The organism is Sphingomonas sp. NPDC092440, assembly GCF_044754985.1.
In the GTDB taxonomy this organism is placed as follows: domain Bacteria; phylum Pseudomonadota; class Alphaproteobacteria; order Sphingomonadales; family Sphingomonadaceae; genus Sphingomonas.
The window spans coordinates 80,985-104,300 of record NZ_JBIVQA010000004.1; the positions used below are offsets into that span (position 1 = coordinate 80,985).

Below are 23,316 nucleotides of genomic sequence, written 5' to 3' on the forward strand. Positions count from 1 at the left end.
TGGGCGGCGCGCGGGTTCCAATCGGATCGGAATGGACGATCCTTCGCTTTGCACCGGGAAAGGAAGAGGAAATGGATACCGCAGCACGCATCGCCCGGCTCGAGACGCAGCTTCGCCGCCAGCGCATCGCGCTGTTCGCCATGGCCGGGATCGGGGCTGCCGGGCTCGTCATCGCCGCCACCGCGCCGGCCGGCGTGATCGAGGCGCGGGCGATCCGGGTGGTCGATGCCGCCGGCAAGCCGCGCATCCTGATCGGCGCGCCGCCGCCGGCCGAGGGGCGCGAGCGCGCCGACGGGCAGACCGCGTCCATCGTGGTGCTCGGCCCCGATGGGCGCGATCGGGTGATCCTGGGCGAGGAGCCCGATCCCCGGCTGGCCGGCAAGAGCTATCCGCGCGTGGCGGGCGCCTATGGCCTGGTCCTGCACGACGCCGCCGGATCGGAGCGTGGCGCGATGAGCTGGCTCGACAATGGCCGCGGCGTGATCGCGCTCGACCGGTCGGGCGGCGACGCGGTGGCGATGATCGTCAACGAGCAGAGCGGCTTCGCCGGCTTCACGGTCAACTACGCCAATCCGCTCGGCAAATATGCCGAAGGCGTGCGGCTGGGCACGCGCGGCGACACGGCCTGGCTCGAGCTCGAGGATCGCGACGGCGGCCAGCGGGCCAGGCTGGCGGTGGCGGGAGACGCGCCGCCCGCGCTGGTCGTCCGGTCCAAGGGCGCGCCGCCGGCTCCCTGACCCGCCATCGCATGGACGCCGCCCTCCCCTCGATCCTGTCGGACTGGTTCGCCGCGCGCGGCTGGGCGCCGCGCCGGCACCAGCTCGAGATGCTCGCCGCCGGCCGCCGGGGCGAGCATGCGCTGCTCGTCGCCCCCACCGGCGCGGGCAAGACGCTGGCGGGCTTCCTGCCCAGCCTGGCCGAGCTGATCGAGGCGCCGGCCGACGGCCTGCACACGCTCTACATCTCGCCCCTGAAGGCGCTGGCGGTGGACGTGCAGCGCAACCTGCTCACGCCGATCGAGGAGATGGGCGTTCCCATCCGGGTCGAGACGCGCACGGGCGACACGCCCTGGGATCGCAAGGTTCGCCAGCGCGCCCGTCCGCCCCAGATCCTGCTCACCACGCCCGAATCGCTCAGCCTGCTGCTCTCCTATGAGGACAGCCTGACCATGTTCGCCGGGCTCAGGACGGTGGTCATCGACGAAGTCCATGCCTTCGCCACCGGCAAGCGCGGCGACCTGCTCGCCCTCGCGCTCGCCCGCCTCCAGCGCTTCGCTCCCGGCCTGCGCCGCGTCGCGCTCTCGGCGACGGTGGCGGATCCGGACGGCTATCGCGCCTGGCTCGCGCCGCATGGCGATATCGGCAGCGTCACTCTGGTCGAGGGCGAAAAGGGCGCCGAGCCGAACATCGCCATCCTGCTTCCCGAGGACAAGGTGCCCTGGGCCGGCCATTCGGGCGTCTATGCGATCCCGCAGGTGATGGCGGAGATCGAGACGCACGGGACGACCATCGTCTTCTGCAACACCCGGGGCCTGGCCGAACTGGTCTTCCAGCAGCTGTGGAAGGTCAACGAGCTGAAGCTGCCGATCGGCGTCCACCATGGCAGCCTCAGCCTCGAGGCGCGGCGGCGGGCCGAGCAGGCGATGGCCGACGGCAAGCTGCGCGCCCTGGTCGCCACCGCCAGCCTCGACCTGGGGGTCGACTGGGGTGATGTCGACTGCGTGATCCAGATGGGCGCGCCCAAGGGCTCCTCGCGCCTGCTCCAGCGCATCGGCCGCGCCAACCACCGGCTGGACGAGCCGAGCGAGGCGGTGCTCGTCCCCGGCAACCGCTTCGAATATCTGGAGGCCCGGGCGGCGCTGGACGCAGTCGAGCATGGCGAACTCGACCCGGACGTCTTCCGGCCCGGCGCGCTCGACGTGCTGGCGCAGCACGTCATGGCCTGTGCCTGTGCCGCGCCGTTCGAGCCAGGCGAATTGCTGCGGGAGATCCGCGCAGCATTGCCCTATTCCGCGCTGCCCGACGAGACGTTCGACAGGATATTGGGCTTCATCGCCGACGGCGGCTATGCGCTGCGCGCCTATGACAAGTTCAAGCGGCTGACGCTCGGCCGGGACGGCCTCTGGCGCGTCACGACCCCGGCTTTTGTTGCGCAGCATCGGCTCAACGCGGGCATCATCGTCGAGGCGCCGATGCTCGAGGTGCGCTTCCGCAACGGCCGCCGGCTCGGCAAGGTCGAAGAGAATTTCGCCGCCGCCCTTTCCCCCGGCGACACCTTCTTCTTCGCCGGCCTGGCGCTGGAGGTGGAGCGAGTCGACACCACCGACCTGATCGTCCGCGCCACATCGAGAACCGCGCGCATCCCCTCCTATATGGGTGCCCGCCTGGCCATCACCGCCAACCTCGCCGACCGGGTCCGCCGCTTCCTCCACGACCGGGACCAATGGCGGCGCTTTCCCGCCGATGTCCGCGAATGGCTGGAGGTGCAGGCGCGCCGCTCCGCCATCCCCGCGCCGGGCCAACTGCTCGTCGAGACCTTCCCGCACGAGGGGCGGCATCACATGGTGATCTACAGCTTCGAGGGCTGGAACGCGCACCAGTCGCTCGGCATGCTCATCACCCGGCGGATGGAGGCGCTGGGGCTGAAGCCGCTGGGCTTCGTCGCCAACGACTATGCGCTCGCCGTCTATGGCCTGGAGAAGATCGCGGACCCGGGCCCGCTCTTCTCGCCGGACATTCTCGAGCACGAGTTCGTCGAATGGGTGCAGGGCTCCGCACTGCTCAAGCGCGCCTTCCGCGAAGTGGCGATCATCGGCGGGCTGGTCGAGCGCCAGCATCCCGGCAGGAAGAAGACCGGGCGCCAGGTCACGTTCTCGACCGACCTGATCTACGACGTGCTGCGCAAGTACGAGCCCGACCATCTGCTGCTGCGCGCCGCCTGGGCCGATGCGCGCGCCCGCATGACCGATGTCGGCCGCCTCGGCCATCTCCTCGACACCGCGGCCGGCACGATGCTGCACATCGACCTGCCCCGCGTCTCGCCCATGGCCGTGCCGGTGCTGATCATGATCGGCCGCGAGAACGTCGCCCAGGGCGTCACCGAGGACGCGCTGCTGATGGAGGCCGAGGACATCGCGGCGGAGGCGATGCGCCTTGACTAGACACGATCCGGAAAGATTGCTGCGCAGCATGCGAAGGTGTATCTTCACGTCCATGAAAAAGCTCGCCGCGCTTCTCCTGCTCCCGCTGGCCGCAACCGCCGGAGCGCATGACCGCCAGAATCCCAATGCGGGCACGCCGCCACCGCCCCAGGATCCGGCGCTGACCATGCCCACGCCCGAGAATGTCGAGGCGACTCTCCTGGCGCTGGGCGAGATCGACAAGCGGCTCACCGTTCCGGTCGCCGTGGGCAATAGCGGGCCCTACAACTTCATCATCGACACCGGGGCGGAACGCACCGTCGTGTCGCGCGAGCTCGCCGGATCGCTGCGGCTGGGTGCCTCCGCCCCGGTGATCATCACGTCGATGACCGGACGCGACCGGGTCAATACCGTCGTGGTGCCCGCCCTCTCGATCAAGTCGATCGGCGAACAGCATACGATCATCGCCCCCGCGCTCGAGGCCCGCAACCTCGGCGCGCTCGGCCTGCTCGGCATCGACACGCTGCGCAACCACCAGGTGACCATCGACTTCGAGAACGGCGTCATGGCCGTGCGTCCGAGCGTCAAGCGCAAGACCTTCGCGAAGCGCGATCCCGACGAGATCGTGGTCACTGCCAAGAATGTGTTCGGCCAGCTCATCGTGACCGACGCCTATTACGACAATACCCGGATCCAGGTGGTGCTGGACACCGGCAGCCAGGTGACGATGGGCAACAGCGCGCTGCGCAAGCGTGTCGGCCGCGATGCGCCCAAGGCGCAGCCGATCACGCTTACCAGCGTCATCGGCAACCGCACCACCGCCGACTATACCGAGGTCCCCAACATCACGGTCGGCAAGGTCCGCTTCGGCGCGATGCCCGTGGCCTTTGCCGATGTGACGCCCTTCGAGCGCTTCGGCCTCACCCGGCGCCCGGCGCTGCTGCTCGGCATGGACGCGCTGCGCGCCTTCCGCCGCGTCGACATCGACTTCCCCAACCGCCAGGTCCGCTTCCTGATGCCGGTGGACCGCAGCCCCAAGGAACGCACCACCGGCTCGATGATCCCCGGCGTGAGCGGCAGCTCGCCCGTCACGCGCTACTGACGCGCCCGCCGCCCGCGCCGCCCATTGACTTTGGCGGTGCGGGCGGGTTGGTCGCGCCGCATGACCAGCCTTTCGCGCGCCGCGCTCGCCTCGCTTCCCCCCGCCATCGCCCGGCCGGGGCATGACTCCGCGGCGATCCGCACCGGCGTGGTCCATTTCGGGCCGGGCGCCTTCCACCGCGCGCACCAGGCGGACGTGTTCGATCGCGTGCTGGACGGCGATCCGCGCTGGGGCATCGCGGCAGTCTCGCTGCGCAGCGCCGGCACCGTCGACGCGCTCAAGGCGCAGGACGGGCTCTACACGCTCGCGGTGATCGATCGCGCGCCGGGCACGCGCATCATCGCCGCGCATTCGGATGCGATCGGCCCGGGCGAAGGCGCGCGGCTGCGCACCCTGCTCGCCGATCCCGCGGTGAAGCTCGCCACCAGCACGGTGACCGAGAAGGGCTATTGCCTGGCCGCCGACGGCAGCCTCGACTTCGCCCATCCGGACATCGTCCATGACCGCGCCCGCCCCGCCGAGCCGGCGAGCGTGATCGGCTGGATCGTGTCCGGCCTCGCCGATCGCCGCGCGGCGGGCACGGCGCCCTTTGCGATGCTCTGCTGCGACAACATGACCGGCAACGGCGCCAAGCTGCGCGCGGCCTGTGTCGCGCTCGCCCGCGAATGGGACGCCGGGCTGGCCGACTGGATCGCGGGCGAAGTCGCCTTCCCCGATTCGATGGTCGATTCGATCACGCCGGCGAGCGACCCCGCCTTTCTCGCCAAGGTCGCGGCCGAGCTCGGTGTCGACGACCGGGCGGCGGTGCAGCGCGAGCGCTTCACCCAATGGGTGCTGCAGCGCTTCGACCTGGCCGACGGACCGGACCTTGCCGCCGCGGGCGTGACGCTGACCGGCAACGTGCAGGGCTATGAGCAGGCCAAGCTGCGCATCCTCAACGGCGCGCATTCCAGCCTCGCCTATATCGGCCTGGCGCTCGGGCACGAGACCGTGTTCGAGGCGGTGGGCGATCCCGCGCTGGGCGGCTTTGCCAGCCGGCTGATGCACGAAGACATCGCGGGCTCGCTGAAGCCGGTCGAGGGGCTCGACCTGCCGGGCTATGCCGATGCGGTGCTGGCGCGGTTCCGCAATCCGGCGATCCGCCACCTGCTCAGCCAGATCGCCTGGGACGGTTCGCAAAAGCTGCCCTACCGTCTGCTCGACACCGTTCGCGACCGGCTCGCGGCGGGGCATGACGTGGCGCGGCTGGCGGTGCCGGTGGCGGCATGGATAGCCTTTCTGCGCCGCAAGGCCCAGGCCGGCGAGACGATCACCGATCCGCTCGCCGAGCTGCTGGCCGGTGCGGCTTCGGGCAGCGATCCGGCGGCGGCGGTGCTGGCGCTGCGCCAGGTCTTCCCGGCGCCGCTCGCCGAGGATGCGCGGTTCCGCGACGCCGTGGCGGCGGCGGTCGCGGCGTTCCTGGATGGGCGGGCGGCGGAGCTGCTGGGGCGCTAGTTCCTACGGCGCCGGCGCCGGCGCCCGGCAAAGGTCACCAAGGTCGCGCACCCAGCCGCTTCCCCGGCGGCTTATCTTCCCTATTTTCCCGGAAAGCGTGTGCATCCCGCAAGATCCTTGCGCGGAGCGGGTCCTATATTTCCTACGGGTCGAAAGAGCGGCCAGGCGGCAGCCAGGCGGCGGGAGGCAAGCAGGCGAAATCCTACATTGCAAGATGGATGCGAAGACCTGCGCCTTGCTGCTCCCCGGCGAAGGCCGGGGCCCAGTCACAATGTCGTTCGAGAGGCTTCCTCACCGCACCAGCTGCGTCGATACTGGGCCCCGGCCCTCGCCGGGGAAAGGGAAAGCCCCTTCCCACTGAATGTCGATCCGTCCTAGACCGTCGCCGGCGCTCCATCGCGCAGCACATGGGTGCAGAGCTGCGCCTCGGGAGTGTCGTCCGCCTCGAGCGCCGCGACCGTCACCCAGCCCTCCTCGCGCAGCTTCGCGCCGATGCCGGCCGGCGTGCCGAAGGGGAGGAACAGCCGGCGCCGCTCGCCCGCGCCGATGCCGGCGGCGAGGATGGGATCGGCATAGAGCGAAAAGCCCACCGCTGCTTCCTCGCGGCCATTGCCGTGCAGGATGGTATAGGTGCCGCCCCGGCCGATCTCGCCGCGCACGCCCCGCGCGAACAGCGAGAAGCCGAGCCAGCTCTGATATTCGAAGCCGTGCCGCTCGGTGGGGTCGAGCGTGAGCGCGGCCTGGCCCCGGATGCTCGCGGCGATCTCGGCAAGGCCGTCCAGCCGCGTGGCGAGCGCCTTGCCCGCATCGATCGCGCGCAGGCGCTCGATCGCGGCATCGAAGGGCCCGGCCGCCTCGATCAACGGGAGGTAGCGCGGCGCGATCGCGGCGACGCCGGCGGCGTCCTTGGCGTCGAGCCGATCGCGCAGCGTGGCGAGCTGGGCGGGGGTAAGGCTGTCGACGGCCAGGCAATCGACCAGGTCGGGCAGCGTGAAGTCGAGCGCGATGCCCTCGACGCCGCCCGCCTGCAGCGCCTCGATCGCGACGCGCACCACTTCGGTGGCGGCGGCGACGGTGTCGAGGCCGATCAGCTCGGCGCCGATCTGGCGCGTGGCGCGCAGCGGATCGAGCTCGGAGGCCGAGAGCTTCATCACCGGGCCGGCATAGGAAAGGCGCACCGGGCGCGGATGATGCCCCATGCGCGTCGCGGCGATGCGGCCGATCTGGGCCGTGAGGTCGGGCCGGATCGCCAGCGTTCGCTGCGACACGGGATCGACGAAGCGCACCGCATCGCGCAGGCCGCCCGCGGCCTTGAGGCGCGCGCTCAGCTCATCGGCGAACTCGGCGAGCGGCGGATCGACCTGCTCATAGCCATAGCCCCGGGCAACGCCGAGCACGCGGGATTCGAGCCGCGTCGCCGCATCGGCGGCGGGGGGGAGGCGATCGTGAAAGCCTTCGGGAAGTAAGCCGCTCATCTTAGAAGCCCTCTCCCCTCTGGGGAGAGGGTTGGGAGAGGGGCAGTGCCGCAAGCGCCTCGCCGATGGCATATGCCACCCCGTCCAGATTGCTCCCCACTTCGTAGTTCGTGAACCGGATCACCCGATACCCCTGCCGTTCCAGCCAAGAAGTGCGCCGCGCGTCCTGAGCGTCGCGTAACGCATGCGTGTCGCCGTCGATCTCGATGATCAATCCGCGAGAGCGCGCGACAAAATCGGCGATATACGGGGCGATCACCACTTGGCGAGCGAATTTCACGCCCTCGAACTGCTTGGCGCGCAGGATGCGCCACATGGCTGTCTCGGCGGGCGTGGGGCTGGCGCGCATTGCCTTCGCTCGCGCAAGCAACGCCTTGTCGGTTTGCGGCACTGCCCCTCTCCCAACCCTCTCCCCGATGGGGAGAGGGCTATAGCCCAGTCGCCCGGTCAACGCATCTCACTCCCTCTCCCCATCGGGGAGAGGGAAAGGGCCCGCGCCAAAGGCGTGGGAAGGGAGACGGGCGGTTTCGCGCCCACCTGTCAGAATGTCAGCGCCATCGCCGTCTTCACGCCGGGGAGCGCGCGGACGGTGGCGAGCAGCGCCTCGTTCACCACATCATCGACCGAGAGCAGCAGCACCGCCTCGCCGCCCGCCTCGCGGCGGCCCAGATGGAAGGTACCGATATTGACTCCCGCCTCGCCCAGCGTGGTGCCGAGCCGGCCGATAAAGCCCGGCGCGTCCTCGTTGACGATATAGAGCATATGGCCGGCGAGATCGGCCTCCACCTTGATGCCGAACAGCTCGACCAGGCGCGGCGCGGCATTGCCGAACAGCGTGCCCGCCACCGAGCGATCGCCCTGCGCGGTGCCGACGGTGACGCGGACCAGCGTGTGATAATCGCCCTCGCGGTCATGGCGCACCTCGCGCACGTCGAGCCCGCGCTCCTTCGCCAGGAACGGCGCATTGACCATGTTCACCGTGTCCGAATGGACGCGCATCAGGCCGGCGAGCACGGCGCCGACGATCGGCTTCTGGTTGAGTTCGGCCGCGGCGCCCTCGCTCTCGATCGCGATGTTGCGCAGCTCGCCATGCGCGAGCTGGCCGACCAGCGAGCCCAGCTTCTCGGCCAGCGCCATATAGGGCTTGAGGCGCGGCGCCTCCTCGGCCGAGAGGCTCGGCATGTTGAGCGCGTTGGTGACGCCGCCCGAGACGAGGAAATCGGCCATCTGCTCGGCGACCTGGATCGCCACGTTCACCTGCGCCTCGGTGGTCGAGGCGCCGAGATGCGGCGTCGAGACGAAGTTGGGCGTGCCGAACAGCGGATGCTCCTTGGCGGGCTCGACCTGGAACACGTCGAGCGCCGCGCCGGCGATATGGCCGCTCTCCAGCCCCTGCTTGAGCGCCGCCTCGTCGATCAGGCCGCCGCGCGCGCAGTTGATGATGCGCACGCCGCGCTTGGTCTTGGCGAGATTCTCGGCCGAGAGGATGCCGCGCGTCTGATCGGTCAGCGGCGTGTGCAGCGTGATGAAGTCGGCGCGGAGCAGCAGGTCGTCGAGGCCCACCTTCTCCACGCCCATCTCGATCGCGCGGTCCGGCGTCAGGAACGGATCGAAGGCGACGACCTTCATCTTCAGGCCCTGGGCACGGTCGGCGACGATCGAGCCGATATTGCCGGCGCCGATCAGGCCGAGCGTCTTGCCGGTGAGCTCGACGCCCATGAAGCGGTTCTTCTCCCACTTGCCGGCCTGGGTGGAGGCATCGGCCTCGGGCAGCTGGCGGGCGAGCGCGAACATCAGCGCGATGGCGTGCTCGGCAGTGGTGATCGAGTTGCCGAAGGGCGTGTTCATCACCACCACGCCGCGCGCCGAAGCGGCCGGGATGTCGACATTGTCGACGCCGATGCCGGCGCGGCCGACGACCTTGAGGTTGGCGGCGGCATCCAGGATCTCCGCGGTCACCTTGGTCGAGCTGCGGATGGCGAGGCCGTCATACTGGCCGATGATCGCCTTGAGCTCCTCGGGAGTCTTGCCGGTGATCTCGTCGACCTCGACGCCGCGCTCGCGGAAGATCTGCGCGGCCTTGGGATCCATCTTGTCGGAAATCAGTACCTTGGGCATGGATTTGCTCCTGCTTCGCTCCCTCTCCCCCTCGGGGAGAGGGCTGGGGAGAGGGGAAGTGTGTCTTGAAACTTGTGCGGCGGGAGAAACGGCAAGCGTCCTGCCCGTCTCCCAACCCTCTCCCCGAGGGGGAGAGGGCTTGCAGAGGTCAGCCCGCCTTGGCCTCGGCATAGGCCCAGTCGAGCCAGGGACCGAGCGCGACGATGTCGGCGGTGTCGACGGTGGCGCCGCACCAGATGCGCAGGCCCGGCGGGGCGTCGCGATAGCCGGCGACGTCATACGCCGCGCCTTCCTTCTCGAGCAGGCCGGCGAACTTCTTGATGAAGTCCGCATCGGCGCCCTTGACGGTGAGGCACACGCTGGTCTTCGACCGGATGCCGGGCTCGACCGCGAGATGGCCGAGCCAGTCGCGCTCGGCCACGATCGCGTCGAGCGCCGCGGCATTGGCGTCCGAGCGCGCGATCAGCCCCTCGGCGCCGCCCAGGCCCTTGGCCCATTCGAGCGCGAAGATCGCATCCTCCACCGCGAGCATCGACGGGGTGTTGATCGTCTCGCCCTTGAACACGCCCTCGGCGAGCGCCCCCTTGGAGACGAGGCGGAAGACCTTGGGCAGCGGCCAGGCCGGAGTGTGGCTCTCGAGCCGCTCGACCGCGCGGGGCCCGAGGATCAGCACGCCGTGCGCGCCCTCGCCGCCCAGCACCTTCTGCCAGGAGAAGGTGGCGACATCGATCCGGTCCCAGGGCAGGTCATAGGCGAACACCGCCGAAGTGGCGTCGGCGAAGCTCAGCCCCTCGCGATCGGCAGCGATCCAGTCGCCGTCCGGCACGCGCACGCCCGAAGTGGTGCCGTTCCAGGTGAACAGCACGTCGTCCGCCCAGTTCACCTGGCCCAGGTCCGGCAGCCGGCCATAGTCGGCGCGGATCACGGTCGGTTCGAGCTTCAGCTGCTTGACCGCGTCGGTGACCCAACCTTCACCGAAGCTTTCCCAGGCGAGCGTGGTGACGCCGCGGCCACCGAGCATCGTCCACATCGCCATCTCGAAGGCGCCGGTGTCCGAGCCGGGGACGATGCCGATGCGGTGCGTCTCGGGGAGGCGCAGCAGCTCGCGCATCAGGTCGATGCAATATTGGAGGCGGTTCTTGCCCAGCTTGGAGCGGTGCGAGCGGCCGAGCGACTCAGTGGCGAGCTTCTCGGGCGACCAGCCGGGAGGCTTGGCGCAGGGACCGGAGGAGAAAAAGGGGCGTGCCGGCTTGGCGGCGGGCTTGGCAATGGACGCAATTCCGGCGTCGGCGGCAGTCGTGTCAGTCATATAGACTCTCCTTGCAGAGAGCACGCGCGGCGTTGGGACCGCGTGGCCCGCCGACGGCCCTAGCGGCGCGCCCGGCAAAGTCAATTGCGGAACTGCGTGGACAAGGCGCTTCCCGGCCGTCAGGGTGCGGAGCCGGGGGGAAAGCATGGATTATGAATTCAAGGACCCGCTGCGCCTGGCGCGGGTGGTGCGGATCGCGCTCGCGGCCTGGCTCGTCGCGTCGATCTGCTACGGGGCAGCCGCTGCCTATGGCATCCTGACGATAGATCGCTACCAGCGCGGCGCGGCGACCGTCGAGGATCTCGGCACGCTCGATCGGATCAGCCAGGCCACCGCGATCCCGATGGTGGTGGTGAACCTGCTGACGATCGTGCTCGTCGCCCGCTGGATCTATCGGGTGAACAAGAATGCGCATGCGATTTCAACCGGGATGACGATGACCCCGGGATGGAATGTCGGCTTCTTCTTCATTCCGATCGCCAATCTGTGGAAGCCGTTCGAAGGCATCCGCGAAGCCTGGCGTGCGAGCGTCTCGCCGCAGGATCCCTATGCGGCATCGATTCCCGGCTGGCTGACGCTGTGGTGGATCGGCTGGCTTCTCTCCTCCGTCCTCAGCAACGCCTCGTTCCGCCTCGGGCTGAATGCCAAGACGCTCGAGCAGATCGTCTTCTCGCAATGGTTCGATATGATCTGCACGCCCATCGACTTGCTCACCGGACTGCTGCTGCTCCGGCTGGTCGGCCGCCTCTCGCGGATCCAGCACGAGGCCAATGATGCCGAAGCGCACCAGGCGGTGTTCGGATAGGCGCGCGATCCGAACGGGCGGCTAGCGAGCACTGACGGTAACGCGCTATGGAGCCCACCATGCGCGTAGTTGCACTTGTGCTGCCCCTGCTGCTTTCCGGCTGCCTGTTCGGCGGCGGCGGCGATCGCCCCGCCCCCGCCCCGATTCGCGAGCGGCCCGGCGGCCCGGTCACGCTGAACGGCCCGACCCCGCGCGAGACGCAGCAATGCTTCGCCGACCTGTCGCGCGAGCAGGTGCGCTATTCGGCACTCCCCGATCGCGACTTCGGCGGCGGCTGCGTCGTCACCGGCGCGGTGCAGCTGCTCGATATCGGCGTCCCGGTGACCGGGCTGAAATCGATGAAATGCGGGCTGGCGCGCAGCTTCACCGCCTGGGTGCGCTTCGCCGTGGCCCCGGCCGCGCGGCAGATGCTGGGCAGCGATCTGGTCAGGGTCGAGACCTATGGCACCTATTCGTGCCGCGGCATCATCGGCAACGGCGCGGCATCGGCGCAGCGCATGTCCGAGCATGGGCTGGCCAATGCGGTCGACGTGTCGGGCTTCGTGCTGGCGGACGGGCGGCGCGTCACGATCGAGCGCGACTGGCGCAGCGGCGACAGCCAGGTGCGCGCCTTTCTCGAGACGATCCACGGATCGGCCTGCAAGCGCTTCGCCACCGTGCTGAGCCCCGATTACAACGCGGCGCACTACAACCATCTCCACCTCGACATGGGGCGGGGCCCGTTCTGCCGCTGATTGCAGCGCGTCCGCATTGGGCCTAAGCTGGGCGAAATGAGCGATACGAGAGTTCCGAGCCGCGTCTTCCGCCCTGCCCAGCAGGAAGTGCAAAACGCCAACACCGCCACCGGCACCCCGCAGACCGAGCACCCCGCCTACCGCCTCGCCTTCCAGGACATGGACTTCCTGCTGCGCGAAGACCTGCGGCCCGTGCGCTTCCAGCTGGAGCTGCTCAAGCCGCAGCTGCTGCTCGACGAGGCGCATATCAAGTCGACCTTCGTCGTCTACGGATCGGCGCGCATCCCCGAGCCGAGCAAGGCGACCGCGCTGCTCGCGCTGGCGGAGACCGAGCAGCAGCAGAAGATCGCCGAGCGGCTGGTCGAGAAATCCAAATATTACGATGTCGCCCGCGAACTGGCCCAGCTCGCGTCGAACTTCCCGCTCGACGAAGCCGGGAATCGCCACTTCGTCGTCACCTCGGGCGGTGGCCCGTCGATCATGGAAGCCGCGAATCGCGGCGCGCGCGACGTGGGCGCGGACACGATCGGCCTCAACATCCTGCTGCCCCATGAGCAGGCGCCGAACCCCTATGTGACGCCGGGCCTGTCGATGCAGTTCCATTATTTCGCGCTCCGCAAGATGCACTTCCTGCTGCATGCGCGCGCAGTGGCGGTGTTCCCCGGCGGTTTCGGCACCTTCGACGAATCGTTCGAGCTGCTGACGCTGATCCAGACCGGCAAGATCGCGCCGATCCCGGTGCTGTTCTACGGCAAGGACTTCTGGAACCGGGTCGTCGATTTCGAGGCGCTGGTCGAGGAAGGCGTCATCTCGCCCAAGGACCTCGACCTGTTCCATTTCTGCGAGACCGCGGAAGAGGGCTGGCAGATCGTCCAGGACTTCTGGAAGGGCAAGGACCACACGGTGATCGCCCGCCCGCGGCCCGGGATCGACAAGCCGGAATAGGCAATCCGGCCGGAAAGCGATCCGGCCGGCACGCTCAAGGCGCGGTGAGGAGGATCACCACCCGGCGATTCTCCTGCCGCCCCTCGGCCGTGCGATTGTCCTCGATCGGATAGCGATCGCCCAGCCCCTCGGCGCGGATGTTGTCGCGATCGAAACCCGCGCCGACGAACACATTGGCGACCGCCCGGGCGCGCTGCCCCGACAGGACCAGATTGTGGCGGCGGGTGCCGGTGATGTCGGCATGCCCCTCGATCGTGGCGTGGCGGATATCCACCGCCTGCAGGTTGCTCGCGATGCGCGCGATCACCACGGCCTGCTTCTCGTCGACCCGGCTCTCGTCCGACGCGAAGAGCAGGCGGTCGGCCACGCTGAGCTCCCAGCCGCGATCGGTCTGCATGAAGCCGGCGGCGCGCATCGCTTCGATCTGGGGCGCGGTCCAGAGCGGCTTGGGGTGCATCGACGCCTGGCAACCGGCCAGCAGCAGGGCCAGCAGCGCGAGCAAGGGACCATATGCGGCGAGCTTCATTTCCTGCCTTCCTTTCGAGGTTGGGGGCGTCCCTGCTTGGCGGTGAGCATCGCGAGGTCGGCGTGATGGACCAGGGCCGCCAGATCCTCGCCGTCGCGCGGATAGACGGCGGCGCCCAGGGTCAGCCCCACCACCACCTGCTCGCCGCCGGGCAGCGCGATCGGCGCGGCCATCTGCCGCGCGATCCCTTCGCTGGCGCGTGCCACTGCCTCTGGCCCGCTCGGTGCCGCGAGCAGGATGGCGAACTCGTCGCCGCCGAGCCGGGCCGCGATGTCGCTGGCGCGCAGGCCCTTGCGCAGCCGGCGCCCGATCGCGACCAGCACCGCATCCCCCGCCGCATGGCCATGGGCGTCGTTGATCGCCTTGAAGCCATCGCCATCGGCATAGAGCAGCGCGAAGCTGGTGCCCTCGCGCCGGGCGCGCTCCAGCGCCGCCGAAAGCTCCTGCTCCAGCAATGCCCGGTTGGGCAGCCCGGTGAGCGGGTCGTGCGTCGCCTGGTGGCTGAGCGCGGCATTCTCGTCGCGCATGCGATGATGCCATTCCTCCAGCTCGGCGAGCAGGGCGTTGAAGTCGTCGCGCAGCGAATCGATCTCGCGAATGCTCGCGCTGGGCGCGCGGCGATCGAAGGCCCGCCCCACGCGCACGGCATGCGCGACGGCGGCCATGGCCTGGAGCGGCGCGGCAATCTCCTCCTGCAATCGCCGCGCGAGCAGCGACGTCGCGATCGCGGTGGCGAGGAGGCAGGCCAGGCCGCCGAGCAGCCCGGCGCGGATATAACCGGCAACGATCGCGGCATCGCCCTCGACCCGGACCTCCCCGATCACCCGGCCGCCCTGCGTGACCGGCGCGGCGACCGGCCGGGGAAAGAACAGCGATTTCGCCACCCATCCGATCGACGAGCCGGCCGCCGGTGTCGCCTTGGTGCGCTCGGCAAAGGGGTGTGCGGACGGGCCGAACACCGCGATCCCCGCCACGCCCGGGCTCTCCGCCAGCGGCTCGATGGTGAGCCTGGCCGCGTCGGGATCGTCGAACACCAGCGCGGGCGCGACGCTGTAGCTCGCCGTCTGGGCGATCAGCTCGAGATTCTGCCGGGCATAGATGCCGAGCGCCGCGAAGCCAGTGAGCATCACGGTGAGCCCGGCGATCGCCACGGCGACCAGAGTGACGCGGAAATGCACCCGTGAGAGCACCTGGCGCACGCTCGGCAATTGCGTAGGACCCGCCATCAGTTTCCCCCTCCCGCCAGGGTTGCCACGCGCTGCACGCGCGGATCGACGCGCAGCGCGCTGCGCGAGATCGCATCGATGTTGATCCGGAAGCTGAGCGACGAGGCACCCACCGCGAGGCAGAACATCGCGCCGCCACGGCATGCCGGATCGGATTCGGCGATCGACAATATCGCGCGGCCATGCATCGCGCGGATCATGCCCAGATTCTCGGCCGGCCGCATCGCCCCGAGATAGAGAAGGTCGCAGCCCGCCAGCGCCGTGCCGACGCCCAGGCGGCGCACCGTTACCGGCCGGCCCGCCGTGCGCGCCGCCTCGCCCAGCCGGTCGGCATGGCGGGCCGCGCCGGATACGCAGATGCGCAGTGTCGGGGGTGGCTCGGGCCAGCGGGTATAGCTCGCGATTCCGCCGACGGTGCGGGCGACGGCCATGTCCTCGGTGCCCGGCGCGAAGCGCGTGTCGGACGCCAGGACCGGTACCTCAGGAAATCCTGGAACTATCGCCAACAGGGCGAGAGCAAGCAACAAAACGACCCGATCCTTCCGGCCTTTACGGCCCAATAACCATAACGGTACCGAAAGCGTTCGCGGCAAGCCACGAAGAATCTGTGGAGGATAAGAGGTTTTTGCGAAAAGCCAGGCTTCGCACCGGCTTACCGTGCGTTACATTTCGCCGCGCCGCACCATTCAGGCGAGCGTGAGATAGAGCTCCGCCTCGATCAGCCATTCGCCGCCGCGCTCGCGCCATTTGGCGGTATAGGCGCCCGCCGCCTCGACCGCGCCGCTTCGCGACGACACGCCCTGCCAGGCGCCGTGCTCGAAGGCGATCGGCGCCACCGGGGAAAGGGCGATCGCTTCGGGTGTGCGCGCATAGACGGTGCGATCGGGCGCCGCGAACTCCCGCTTCCAGGCGAGCAGCTGCGCCTTGCGGCCGGTGATCACTGCCGAATCGGTGCCGGCGACCAGCACGACATCGGGCGCGAGGAGCGGCCCGATCGCGGCGAGATCGGCTTCCGCCAGCGCCCGGTTGAACGCGGCGCGGCGCATGCGAATGGCGAGTTCGGGGGAAAGGTGCGAGGCCATCGCCTTCCCTAGCCAGGCCGGGCCGAACCCGTCCAGCAGCGGCGCGAAGGCCGCCATGCCGTCCGGCCGGAAAAGCAGAGGCGCCGCGAAATGCTTCACAGCGCCCCGTGCATCCGATCCGTGCGCGCGCCCTCAGGCGCCCTTCTTCTCCACCGGCGGCTTGGCGGCGGGATCCTTGGCGGGCGCGCCCTCGGCCGGAGCCGCCGCGTTCGCGGCGTTGCCGCCGGCGGCGTGCGCGTCGGTCGCATTGCCCTCCGCCGGAGCGGGAGCGGCGCCGGCGGCCGGGGCTGCCGGCAGCGGCAGGTTCGAGCCCTGCGCGTTCAGATAGGCGATCACGTTCGCGCGCTCCTGGCCGTCCGCGATGCCCGCGAAGGTCATCTTGGTGCCAGAGGCGAACTTGCGCGGGTTGGACAGCCACGCGTCCATCTTGTCGAAGTCCCAGCTGCCGCCCACGGCCTTGAGCGCATCGGAGAAGGCGAAGCCGGCCTTGCCCTGGGCGATGCCCTCGCCCATCGTGCCGTAGAGATTGGGGCCGATGCCATTGGCGCCGCCCTGGTTGATCGTGTGGCAGGCCATGCACTTCTTGAACGAAGCCTCGCCCTTGGCGACATCGGCCTTGGCCAGACGCACCGCGATCGGCTCGACCGCCGCGGCGCCGCTGTCGCCGGCTTCCTCGACGCCCTCGATCACATAGCCCATGTGCTCGGGACGCTCGCCATGGAACAGCATGCCGCCGGCGATCGAAAGCCCGAGCGCGGCAATGCCGCCCGCAAGTGCCCAGCCCGCGATCGTATTGAAGCGATTGTCCATGAAATGCCCCTGCGGAAAAATTGCGTTCCTTTAAAACCGGCACCGCAACTAAAGCAAGCGGGGCTTGCGAGTGCGAGGTTCGGCGGCTAGCGCCCGGCCATTATGGAGAATTTCGCGAGCCCGGCGAGAAAGCTCGTCGCGGAGATGACCGAGGCAGCCGCCAAGACCCCCGTGCGGGCCGTCGCCTTTCAGGGCGCGCCCGGCGCCAATTCGCATATCGCGGTGCGCGAATGCTTCCCCGATGGGCTGCCGCTCCCCTGCTTCTCGTTCGAGGACGCGATCGACGCCGTGAAGGAAGGCCGCGCCGGCTGCGCGATGATCCCGATCGAGAATTCGCTGCACGGCCGCGTCGCCGACATCCATTTCCTGCTGCCCGAATCGGGCCTGTCGATCATCGGCGAGCATTTCCTGCCGATCCGCTATGCCCTGATGGGGCTGGGCCCGGTCGAGGGCGTGCGCCAGGCGATGAGCCATCCCCAGGCGCTCGGCCAGTGCCGCCATTGGCTGAAGGCCCAGGGCATCCAGCCGCTTGCCTATCCCGACACCGCCGGTGCCGCCGCGATGGTGGCGGAGGCCGGCGATCCGGCGGTCGCCGCGCTGGCCCCCCCGGGCGCCGCCGCGCTCTACGACCTGCAGACGCTGGGCGCCGACATCGCCGATGCCGAGCACAACATGACCCGCTTCGTGATCCTCGCCCGCGAGCCGCTGGCCGCCGAAGGGGCCGGGGAAGCGGGGCGCCCGTTCATGACCACCTTCGTCTTCGAAGTGAAAAACGTCCCCGCCGCGCTCTACAAGGCGCTGGGCGGCTTCGCGACCAACGGCGTCAACATGACCAAGCTGGAGAGCTATCAGCGCGGCGGCAGCTTCGCGGCCACCGAATTCTATGCGGACATCGTCGGCAGCCCCGACGAGGCACCGGTCGCCCGCGCGCTCGAGGAGCTGAAGTTCCACACCAAGTGGATGCGCGTGCTCGGCACCTACGCCCAGGCGCGCGAACGGGCCTAGGTCGAGAACCCAAGCAAGTATCTGATCTTTCACCGTCATCCCGGTCTTGCGCCGGGATCCCGCTGCTTCCTGCGCTGGCGAGATAGCGGGCCCCCGGCGCAGGGCCGGGGTGACGAAGGAAGAATATCAGTCCTCAACCTAAACCCCCGCCAAAGGCAACTGGGCCACCACCGGAACATGCTTTTCGGCGCGGTGGCGCTCGCTTGACTCACGCGATGAATTGTTGTGTACAGACAACATATCATCTTTCGAGTCGTAAAATTGCCGCAGATCCACAACCGTATTGCCCTGTTCCGCGCCGAACGCGGGATGAGCCGGCGCGCACTGGCCGAGGCGGTGGGGGTGAATCCCCAGACGATCGGCTATCTCGAGCGCGGCGACTACAGCCCCAGCCTCGAGCTCGGCATGAAGATCGCCGCGGTGTTCGACGCGCCGGTCGAGCTGCTCTTCTCCTTCGCCCCCTTCGAATCGGTCGCGTCGGCGCTGCGCCGCGCGGCCGAATGATTCCGGAGACCGACATGTCCCGTTTCAACCAGCGCCTGTTCTCCCGGCTCGACGCCGCCGCCGATCGCACCGGCATCCCCGCGCTCGCCCGGACCGAGGTGCGCCGGCGCCATTTGCGCTGGATCCCGATCCTCGCGCTCGCCCTGGCCATGGGCGGCTGGGCCTGGGGGCTGGCGCGGCCCGACGGGACCTATCCGGGCTATGCCCTGATCTCGGCGGGGTTCGTGCTGGGCACCTTCCTGCCGATCTTCGGGCCGATCAAGCCCTGGGGCGGCCCCAGGCTGGTCGACGAGTTCGACCGGCAGCTGCGCCAGCGCGCCTTCCTGGCGGGCTTCGCGACGGTGAGCTTCGTGACCTTTATCGGCATCTGGCTGATGCTCGGCCTGACGCTGCTCGACCATTGGAGCCGCGAGGCGCTGATCGCGCAGCTCGCGAACTTCACCTATATGCTGTTCGTGCTCTACCTCACCGTGCCGACCCTGCACGCCAGCTGGGCGACCCGGCCGGTGGAGGAGGATTGAACTCCCCTCCCTGGAAGGGAGGGGGGAGAGAGGAGGCTAGGCTCCCTCCACCCAGGCCGTGAGCAGCGTGTGGGCGATCGCATAGGGCGGCGGCCCCAGGAAGGGCGCGGCGGGATCGCCGGCCAGCGCCAGCGCCGCTTCGGCACGCGTGAACCAGCGGGCATCCTCCAGCTCGTTCACGTCGACGCGGATATCGTCGTTCAGCGCCTCGCCGATACAGGCGACCATCAGCGATGCCGGGAAGGGCCAGGGCTGGCTGGCGACGTAGCGGACCGCGCCAAGCCGGATCCCCGCTTCCTCGAACGTCTCCCGGCGCACCGCCTCCTCGATCGCCTCGCCCACTTCGAGGAAGCCGGCCAGCGCCGAATAGCGGCCCGGCGGCCAGCTCGGCTGGCGGCCGAGCAGCGCGCGGTCGCCATGCTCGGCCAGCATGATCACCACCGGCTCGACGCGCGGGAAATGCTCGGCGCCGCAATCGGGGCAGTGCCGCGCCCAGCCGGCATGAGTGATGCGGGTGGGGGCGCCGCAATTGGCGCAGAAGCGGTTGCGGCCATGCCAGAAGACCAGCCCGCGCGCCGAAGCATAGTTGGCGGCATCGGGCGCGGCGAAGCGATCGAGCAGCGCGAACATTGCCGGCGATCGGCCCATCGGCACCGGCATGCCGTCGGGCAAGGCCGAGACGAAACGCGGCCCGCCCTGGTCATAGCCGAGGAACAGCAGCGGGCCCTGCGCCTCCGCCAGGTCCGTCCAGGTCAGCCGGCCGCCCTCGTCGAGCACCGGATCGAGCGAATCGAGTACCAGCAGGCGCGCGCGCGGATCGGCAAGCGCGGCGGCGAGCAGTTCCGGCTCGTGGCGAACCCGATCGGCACGATCGAGCGTGCCGCCGGTGAAACCGGGCGCGCGCGTCACTTGGCGAGATCGGCGTAGATCGCCTTGGAGACTTCGCGCTTCAGCGGCGTGTCGCCGAACAGGTTGATCATCCCCACGCCGCGCACCTTGTGCACGGGATCGACCCAGGCGATCGTGCCGGCGGCGCCGCCCCAGCCGAACGTGCCCTTGCCCGGACCGCCCGGGACGTCACCGAGATAGACCGAGCCGCCGGCGCCGAAGCCCATCTGGGTGCCGGTGTCCTTCGCAGTCTCGTTGAGGATCGAGGTATCGGCCCCGGCGGGCAGCAGGTTCGACATGGCGACGGCCACCGTCTCGGGCTTGAGGATGCGCACGCCATCCAGCTCGCCGCGGTTCAGCAGCATGTGGAGGAACCGGTCATAGTCGCGCGCGGACATGACCAGGCCGGCGCCGCCATAGGGGAATTCGGGCTTCTTCAGATAGATCGACGTCGCCGCCGGATCGGCGGGCACGCGGGTGGCGCCCATGAAGACATAGTTGCTGGCGAAATTGCCGACCTTGTCCGCCGGCACCGTCCAGTAGCTCTGCTCCATTTTGAGCGGCTTGAAGATGCGCGTGTTGACGAACCGGTCGAACGGCATGCCGCTGGCGACCTCGATCACCCGGCCGAGAATGTCGAGCCCGATCGAATAGCTCCACTTGGCGCCGGGCTCGGCGATCAGGGGCAGGCTGGCGGTGCGGTTGGCGAACTCCTCCAGGCTGTCCGGGCGGAGCGCCGCCATCTGGACTTCCATCTGCTCGTTCACCTGGGCCGGGTTGATGCCGAGCTTGTTATACTCGTCGAGCAGGGGCCCCTTGGTGATGATGTTGTAGCCCAGGCCCGCGGTGTGGGTGAGCAGGTTGCGCACGGTGATCGGCCTGGTCGCCGGGCGGCTGGTCAGGTCCTTGGCCGGATCGACCAGCACCTTCATGTTCTTGAACGCCGGGATGAAGTCGCTGATCGGCTGGTCGAGCTTGAGCTTGCCTTCCTCGATCAGGATCATCGCGGCGATGCCGGTGATCGGCTTGGTCATCGAATAGACGCGCCACAGGCTGTCGGCATCGGCGGCGTGCGCGCCCGGCTCGTCGGCGACGCGGCCTTCGCTGACCACGGTGACCGCGCCGTCCGGGCGGCCGGCAAGGATGACGATGCCGGGCACCTTGCCTTCGGCGACGTAGCGCTTGGCAAGCGCAGCCTCGGCCGCGACGTTCGGCGCGGCGGGCGGCTTGGGGGCCGTCTGCGCGAAAGCCGGCGACGCCAGCGCTGCCAAGCCAAAGCCGAAACCGATCACGCCGCGCATAGCCGCCTCCTGAATGTCCGTGCCGCCTTGGCGAATACTGTGGGCAATCCGGCCGATTCGAGATCGGCGACCGGCCACCACTCGCCTTCCACGGCGGCGCCTGCATGCGACGGGATCGTTGCGGCCGCAAGTCCGACGTCGAGGTTGAAATGCGTGAAGCCATGGCCGACCCGCTCGTCGAGCATGTGCCATGCCGCCGGGGCCGGCGCACCGTCGAGGCCCGGCGGCGAATCGGCCCAGGGCCCGGTCGGCAATGCGCGCATGCCGCCGAGCAGCCCCTTGCCCGGGCGGCGGACGAGCAGCACCGCGCCGTCCCGCTCGAGCCAGAACATCGTGCCGTGGCGCTGCGGCTTCGCCTTCCTGGCGGCCTTGACCGGGAAGCGCTCGGGCGCACCGGAAGCGAAGCCGGCGCAATGCTCGCGCAGCGGACAGAGCAGGCAGCGCGGGGAACGCGCGGTGCAGACGCCGCTGCCCAGGTCCATCATCGCCTGGGCGAAATCGCCGGAGCGCAGATCGGGAGTGATCGAATCGGTGCGGGCGTAGATCCCGGCCTTGGCGCCCGGCAGTGCCTCCTCCACTGCGAACAGCCGCGCGACGACCCGCTCGACATTGGCGTCGACCACCACCGCGCGCCGGCCGAACGCGATCGCCGCGATCGCCGCGGCGGTGTAGCCGCCCACGCCGGGCAGTGCGCGCAGTCCCGATTCGCTGTCCGGAAACCCGCCGCGCCGCGCCACTTCGCGGGCGCAGGCAAGCAGGTTGCGGGCGCGGGCATAATAGCCGAGCCCGGCCCAGGCGGCCATCAGATCGGCATCCTCGGCCGCGGCCAGCGCCTCGACGCTCGGCCAGCGCGTGGTGAACCGCTCGAAATAGGGGATGACGCTGGCGACCTGAGTCTGCTGGAGCATCACTTCCGACAGCCACACGCGATAGGGATCGGGCGCATTGGCGCCGGGCCGCGCGCGCCAGGGCAGGTCGCGGGCATTGCGGTCGTACCAATGGAGCAGCGCGGAGGCGATTGCGCGAGGGGCGTTGTCGGGCACATGCCCCTATGGCATGGGTTGGCGGAAATGACGAAGCCCCCCCGTGCCACCACTCGCCAGCCGGCCCCGGCGCCACAGCGCGCGCTGCGTCCCCGCGCAGTCTCCGAGCTGCTGCCCGATGTCGGCCGGGCGACCTTCCGCAAGTTCGGCTTCGTCCAGCATTCGATCGTCAGCCGCTGGGTGGAGATCGTCGGCGAGCGCTATGCGCGAGTCTCGATGCCCGAATCGATTCGCTTCCCGCAGGGCAAGCGCGAGCAGGGCGTGCTCCATCTCGTCGTCGCGGGCGCGCACGCCCCGACTATGCAGCACATCGCGCCCGAGATCGTCGAGCGGGTGAACCGCTTCTTCGGCTATGCGGCGGTGGCCCGGCTGGCGATTCGCCACGGCGAAGTGAAGCGCCCCGAAAAGGCGGCGCCGCCGCCCAGCCTGAAGCCGCTGAGCGAGGCGATGGGCGAGAGCCTGCGCGGCATCGGCGATCCGGAGCTGAAGGCCGTGCTCGAGGCGCTGGCCGCCGGCGTCGCGGCGAGCGACGAGCGCCCCAAGATCGGCCGGATCGACTGATGCGGGCCCGGTTGATGATCGCCGGCGCGCTGGCGCTGGCCGGCGGCGCATCGGCGCAGCAGGCCCGCCGGCCCGTAGCGAAGCCGGCGGCGACGCCCGACTGGGCCGCTGCCGTCACCATCACGCCGCAGGGCGGCTTTCGCCAGGGCAATCCCGATGCGCCGGTCAAGCTCGTCGAATATGGCTCGCGCGGCTGCCCCACCTGCGGGCGCTTCGCCACCGAGGGCGTGCCGGCGCTGCGGCGCGACTTCATCGCGAGCGGCAAGGTCAGCTACGAATATCGCGACTACCTGATCCATGGCGCGCCCGACCTCGCCATGGCGCTGCTCAACCAATGCGTCGCGCCCGCGCGCTTCTTCCCGGTGCTCGACGCGATCTACGCCAATCAGCGCCAGTTCGAGGACAAGCTCGAGGCACTGCTCAAGAGCCAGCCCCAGCAGGCCGAGGCCTGGCAGAAGCTGCCGGCGCCCCAGATGGCGACTCGCTTCGCCGAGGCGCTGGGCCTGATCGCCTTCATGAAGACCCAGGGCCTGCCCGAGGCCAAGGCCCGCCAGTGCCTCGCCGATCCCAAGCTGATCGAGCGCATCGCCAAGACCAATGCCGATGCGGTGAAGGTCCATCAGGTGCGGGGCACCCCCACTTTCATCGTCAACGAGCGCAAGGTAAGTGCGTTCAGCTGGGAACGATTGCTGCCCGAGCTCTGGGCGAACGGCGCCTGACCCGCGATT

At 69.5% G+C, this 23,316-nt stretch carries 24 protein-coding genes; 12 read left to right on the forward strand and 12 right to left on the reverse strand.

Features of this window, described 5'->3' with window-relative positions:
- The first annotated feature begins 71 nt into the window (after positions 1 to 71).
- Genes ACIQCS_RS08090 through ACIQCS_RS08105 form a run of 4 tightly spaced genes read left to right on the forward strand, consistent with a single transcriptional unit; the run spans position 72 to position 5,735 of the window.
- A complete protein-coding gene (locus ACIQCS_RS08090; protein WP_345849739.1) occupies positions 72 to 737 on the forward strand; it encodes a hypothetical protein in 666 nt (221 codons plus the stop codon).
- Positions 738 to 748: 11 nt separating this feature from the next.
- Complete coding sequence (locus ACIQCS_RS08095; protein WP_345849738.1) at positions 749 to 3,160, forward strand: ligase-associated DNA damage response DEXH box helicase; 2,412 nt, start codon at positions 749 to 751, stop codon at positions 3,158 to 3,160.
- A gap of 52 nt (positions 3,161 to 3,212) precedes the next feature.
- A complete protein-coding gene (locus tag ACIQCS_RS08100) occupies positions 3,213 to 4,241 on the forward strand; it encodes a retroviral-like aspartic protease family protein (protein ID WP_345849737.1) in 1,029 nt (342 codons plus the stop codon).
- Between the two features lie 60 nt (positions 4,242 to 4,301).
- Positions 4,302 to 5,735 (forward strand): mannitol dehydrogenase family protein, encoded by a 1,434-nt coding sequence (locus ACIQCS_RS08105; protein ID WP_345849736.1) that lies wholly within the window; start codon positions 4,302 to 4,304, stop codon positions 5,733 to 5,735.
- A gap of 374 nt (positions 5,736 to 6,109) precedes the next feature.
- On the opposite strand, the gene ACIQCS_RS08110 is transcribed toward ACIQCS_RS08105, so the two are convergent.
- From ACIQCS_RS08110 to ACIQCS_RS08125, 4 genes are all read right to left on the reverse strand, one after another.
- Positions 6,110 to 7,210 carry an ATP phosphoribosyltransferase regulatory subunit gene (locus ACIQCS_RS08110; RefSeq protein WP_345849735.1) on the reverse strand — a complete coding sequence of 367 codons (1,101 nt, stop codon included), beginning with the start codon at positions 7,208 to 7,210 and terminating at the stop codon, positions 6,110 to 6,112.
- Position 7,211: 1 nt separating this feature from the next.
- Positions 7,212 to 7,601, reverse strand: a complete 390-nt coding sequence (locus ACIQCS_RS08115; RefSeq protein WP_345849734.1) for an endonuclease domain-containing protein — start codon at positions 7,599 to 7,601, stop codon at positions 7,212 to 7,214.
- A gap of 149 nt (positions 7,602 to 7,750) precedes the next feature.
- Complete coding sequence (gene serA / locus ACIQCS_RS08120) at positions 7,751 to 9,328, reverse strand: phosphoglycerate dehydrogenase (protein WP_280277788.1); 1,578 nt, start codon at positions 9,326 to 9,328, stop codon at positions 7,751 to 7,753.
- Positions 9,329 to 9,476: 148 nt separating this feature from the next.
- The gene (locus ACIQCS_RS08125; protein ID WP_345849733.1) at positions 9,477 to 10,637 is read right to left on the reverse strand and encodes a phosphoserine transaminase; all 1,161 of its coding nucleotides are present in this window, start codon (positions 10,635 to 10,637) and stop codon (positions 9,477 to 9,479) included.
- A gap of 145 nt (positions 10,638 to 10,782) precedes the next feature.
- Between ACIQCS_RS08125 and ACIQCS_RS08130 the strand changes: the two genes are divergently transcribed.
- From ACIQCS_RS08130 to ACIQCS_RS08140, 3 genes are read left to right on the forward strand one after another with little or no spacing between them, the layout of a single operon-like run.
- Positions 10,783 to 11,442 (forward strand): DUF4328 domain-containing protein, encoded by a 660-nt coding sequence (locus ACIQCS_RS08130; protein WP_345849732.1) that lies wholly within the window; start codon positions 10,783 to 10,785, stop codon positions 11,440 to 11,442.
- A 59-nt stretch (positions 11,443 to 11,501) separates the two neighbouring features.
- Complete coding sequence (locus ACIQCS_RS08135; protein ID WP_345849731.1) at positions 11,502 to 12,176, forward strand: extensin family protein; 675 nt, start codon at positions 11,502 to 11,504, stop codon at positions 12,174 to 12,176.
- 36 nt (positions 12,177 to 12,212) lie between these two features.
- Positions 12,213 to 13,121: an LOG family protein gene (locus tag ACIQCS_RS08140; RefSeq protein WP_345849730.1), complete on the forward strand. Its 909-nt coding sequence runs from the start codon at positions 12,213 to 12,215 to the stop codon at positions 13,119 to 13,121.
- A 34-nt stretch (positions 13,122 to 13,155) separates the two neighbouring features.
- Here ACIQCS_RS08140 and ACIQCS_RS08145 read toward each other — a convergent pair whose 3' ends face one another.
- The 5 genes from ACIQCS_RS08145 to ACIQCS_RS08165 form a co-directional block, all read right to left on the reverse strand.
- Positions 13,156 to 13,647, reverse strand: coding sequence for an OmpA family protein (locus ACIQCS_RS08145; protein WP_345849729.1), 492 nt, complete (start codon positions 13,645 to 13,647; stop codon positions 13,156 to 13,158).
- Positions 13,644 to 14,873 carry a diguanylate cyclase domain-containing protein gene (locus ACIQCS_RS08150; protein WP_345849728.1) on the reverse strand — a complete coding sequence of 410 codons (1,230 nt, stop codon included), beginning with the start codon at positions 14,871 to 14,873 and terminating at the stop codon, positions 13,644 to 13,646. Before ACIQCS_RS08150 ends, ACIQCS_RS08145 begins: the two co-directional genes overlap by 4 nt.
- Positions 14,873 to 15,304 (reverse strand): YfiR family protein, encoded by a 432-nt coding sequence (locus tag ACIQCS_RS08155; protein WP_401530559.1) that lies wholly within the window; start codon positions 15,302 to 15,304, stop codon positions 14,873 to 14,875. Before ACIQCS_RS08155 ends, ACIQCS_RS08150 begins: the two co-directional genes overlap by 1 nt.
- A gap of 255 nt (positions 15,305 to 15,559) precedes the next feature.
- Entirely contained in the window at positions 15,560 to 15,955 is a 396-nt protein-coding gene (locus ACIQCS_RS08160; RefSeq protein ID WP_345852040.1) for a nuclear transport factor 2 family protein, read from the reverse strand.
- A gap of 132 nt (positions 15,956 to 16,087) precedes the next feature.
- On the reverse strand, positions 16,088 to 16,765 hold the full coding sequence (locus tag ACIQCS_RS08165; RefSeq protein WP_345849726.1) for a cytochrome c family protein: 678 nt from the start codon (positions 16,763 to 16,765) through the stop codon (positions 16,088 to 16,090).
- A 102-nt stretch (positions 16,766 to 16,867) separates the two neighbouring features.
- Here ACIQCS_RS08165 and ACIQCS_RS08170 point away from each other — a divergent pair, with 102 nt between their 5' ends.
- From ACIQCS_RS08170 to ACIQCS_RS08180, 3 genes are all read left to right on the forward strand, one after another.
- A complete protein-coding gene (locus ACIQCS_RS08170) occupies positions 16,868 to 17,770 on the forward strand; it encodes a prephenate dehydratase (protein ID WP_345849725.1) in 903 nt (300 codons plus the stop codon).
- Positions 17,771 to 17,995: 225 nt separating this feature from the next.
- Positions 17,996 to 18,274 carry a helix-turn-helix transcriptional regulator gene (locus tag ACIQCS_RS08175; protein ID WP_345849724.1) on the forward strand — a complete coding sequence of 93 codons (279 nt, stop codon included), beginning with the start codon at positions 17,996 to 17,998 and terminating at the stop codon, positions 18,272 to 18,274.
- A 14-nt stretch (positions 18,275 to 18,288) separates the two neighbouring features.
- A complete protein-coding gene (locus ACIQCS_RS08180) occupies positions 18,289 to 18,795 on the forward strand; it encodes a hypothetical protein (RefSeq protein ID WP_345849723.1) in 507 nt (168 codons plus the stop codon).
- 36 nt (positions 18,796 to 18,831) lie between these two features.
- Here the strand turns inward: ACIQCS_RS08180 and nudC are convergent, their stop codons facing one another.
- The 3 genes from nudC to ACIQCS_RS08195 are packed head-to-tail and all read right to left on the reverse strand — an operon-like array spanning position 18,832 to position 22,027.
- Positions 18,832 to 19,704 (reverse strand): NAD(+) diphosphatase, encoded by an 873-nt coding sequence (nudC, locus tag ACIQCS_RS08185; protein ID WP_345849722.1) that lies wholly within the window; start codon positions 19,702 to 19,704, stop codon positions 18,832 to 18,834.
- Positions 19,701 to 20,984 (reverse strand): serine hydrolase domain-containing protein, encoded by a 1,284-nt coding sequence (locus tag ACIQCS_RS08190; protein WP_345849721.1) that lies wholly within the window; start codon positions 20,982 to 20,984, stop codon positions 19,701 to 19,703. The genes nudC and ACIQCS_RS08190 overlap by 4 nt, the downstream gene beginning before the upstream one ends.
- Positions 20,972 to 22,027, reverse strand: coding sequence for an A/G-specific adenine glycosylase (locus tag ACIQCS_RS08195; RefSeq protein ID WP_345849720.1), 1,056 nt, complete (start codon positions 22,025 to 22,027; stop codon positions 20,972 to 20,974). Before ACIQCS_RS08195 ends, ACIQCS_RS08190 begins: the two co-directional genes overlap by 13 nt.
- A 27-nt stretch (positions 22,028 to 22,054) precedes the next feature.
- Between ACIQCS_RS08195 and ACIQCS_RS08200 the strand changes: the two genes are divergently transcribed.
- Together ACIQCS_RS08200 and ACIQCS_RS08205 are read left to right on the forward strand one after the other, a co-directional pair.
- Entirely contained in the window at positions 22,055 to 22,588 is a 534-nt protein-coding gene (locus ACIQCS_RS08200) for a DciA family protein (protein WP_345849719.1), read from the forward strand.
- The gene (locus tag ACIQCS_RS08205; RefSeq protein ID WP_345849718.1) at positions 22,588 to 23,307 is read left to right on the forward strand and encodes a thioredoxin domain-containing protein; all 720 of its coding nucleotides are present in this window, start codon (positions 22,588 to 22,590) and stop codon (positions 23,305 to 23,307) included. Before ACIQCS_RS08200 ends, ACIQCS_RS08205 begins: the two co-directional genes overlap by 1 nt.
- The last annotated feature ends 9 nt before the right edge of the window (positions 23,308 to 23,316 follow it).

Excerpts from the sequence above, each read along its gene's own strand:
- ACIQCS_RS08090 (WP_345849739.1), top strand. The coding sequence starts at position 72 with ATGGATACCGCAGCACGCATCGCCCGGCTCGAGACGCAGCTTCGCCGC.
- ACIQCS_RS08095 (WP_345849738.1), top strand. The coding sequence starts at position 749 with ATGGACGCCGCCCTCCCCTCGATCCTGTCGGACTGGTTCGCCGCGCGC.
- ACIQCS_RS08100 (WP_345849737.1), top strand. The coding sequence starts at position 3,213 with ATGAAAAAGCTCGCCGCGCTTCTCCTGCTCCCGCTGGCCGCAACCGCC.
- ACIQCS_RS08105 (WP_345849736.1), top strand. The coding sequence starts at position 4,302 with ATGACCAGCCTTTCGCGCGCCGCGCTCGCCTCGCTTCCCCCCGCCATC.
- ACIQCS_RS08110 (WP_345849735.1), bottom strand. The coding sequence starts at position 7,210 with ATGAGCGGCTTACTTCCCGAAGGCTTTCACGATCGCCTCCCCCCCGCC.
- serA (WP_280277788.1), bottom strand. The coding sequence starts at position 9,328 with ATGCCCAAGGTACTGATTTCCGACAAGATGGATCCCAAGGCCGCGCAG.
- ACIQCS_RS08125 (WP_345849733.1), bottom strand. The coding sequence starts at position 10,637 with ATGACTGACACGACTGCCGCCGACGCCGGAATTGCGTCCATTGCCAAG.
- ACIQCS_RS08130 (WP_345849732.1), top strand. The coding sequence starts at position 10,783 with ATGGATTATGAATTCAAGGACCCGCTGCGCCTGGCGCGGGTGGTGCGG.
- ACIQCS_RS08135 (WP_345849731.1), top strand. The coding sequence starts at position 11,502 with ATGCGCGTAGTTGCACTTGTGCTGCCCCTGCTGCTTTCCGGCTGCCTG.
- ACIQCS_RS08140 (WP_345849730.1), top strand. The coding sequence starts at position 12,213 with ATGAGCGATACGAGAGTTCCGAGCCGCGTCTTCCGCCCTGCCCAGCAG.
- ACIQCS_RS08145 (WP_345849729.1), bottom strand. The coding sequence starts at position 13,647 with ATGAAGCTCGCCGCATATGGTCCCTTGCTCGCGCTGCTGGCCCTGCTG.
- ACIQCS_RS08150 (WP_345849728.1), bottom strand. The coding sequence starts at position 14,873 with ATGGCGGGTCCTACGCAATTGCCGAGCGTGCGCCAGGTGCTCTCACGG.
- ACIQCS_RS08155 (WP_401530559.1), bottom strand. The coding sequence starts at position 15,304 with ATGGCCGTCGCCCGCACCGTCGGCGGAATCGCGAGCTATACCCGCTGG.
- ACIQCS_RS08160 (WP_345852040.1), bottom strand. The coding sequence starts at position 15,955 with ATGGCCTCGCACCTTTCCCCCGAACTCGCCATTCGCATGCGCCGCGCC.
- ACIQCS_RS08165 (WP_345849726.1), bottom strand. The coding sequence starts at position 16,765 with ATGGACAATCGCTTCAATACGATCGCGGGCTGGGCACTTGCGGGCGGC.
- ACIQCS_RS08170 (WP_345849725.1), top strand. The coding sequence starts at position 16,868 with ATGGAGAATTTCGCGAGCCCGGCGAGAAAGCTCGTCGCGGAGATGACC.
- ACIQCS_RS08180 (WP_345849723.1), top strand. The coding sequence starts at position 18,289 with ATGTCCCGTTTCAACCAGCGCCTGTTCTCCCGGCTCGACGCCGCCGCC.
- ACIQCS_RS08190 (WP_345849721.1), bottom strand. The coding sequence starts at position 20,984 with ATGCGCGGCGTGATCGGTTTCGGCTTTGGCTTGGCAGCGCTGGCGTCG.
- ACIQCS_RS08200 (WP_345849719.1), top strand. The coding sequence starts at position 22,055 with ATGACGAAGCCCCCCCGTGCCACCACTCGCCAGCCGGCCCCGGCGCCA.
- ACIQCS_RS08205 (WP_345849718.1), top strand. The coding sequence starts at position 22,588 with ATGCGGGCCCGGTTGATGATCGCCGGCGCGCTGGCGCTGGCCGGCGGC.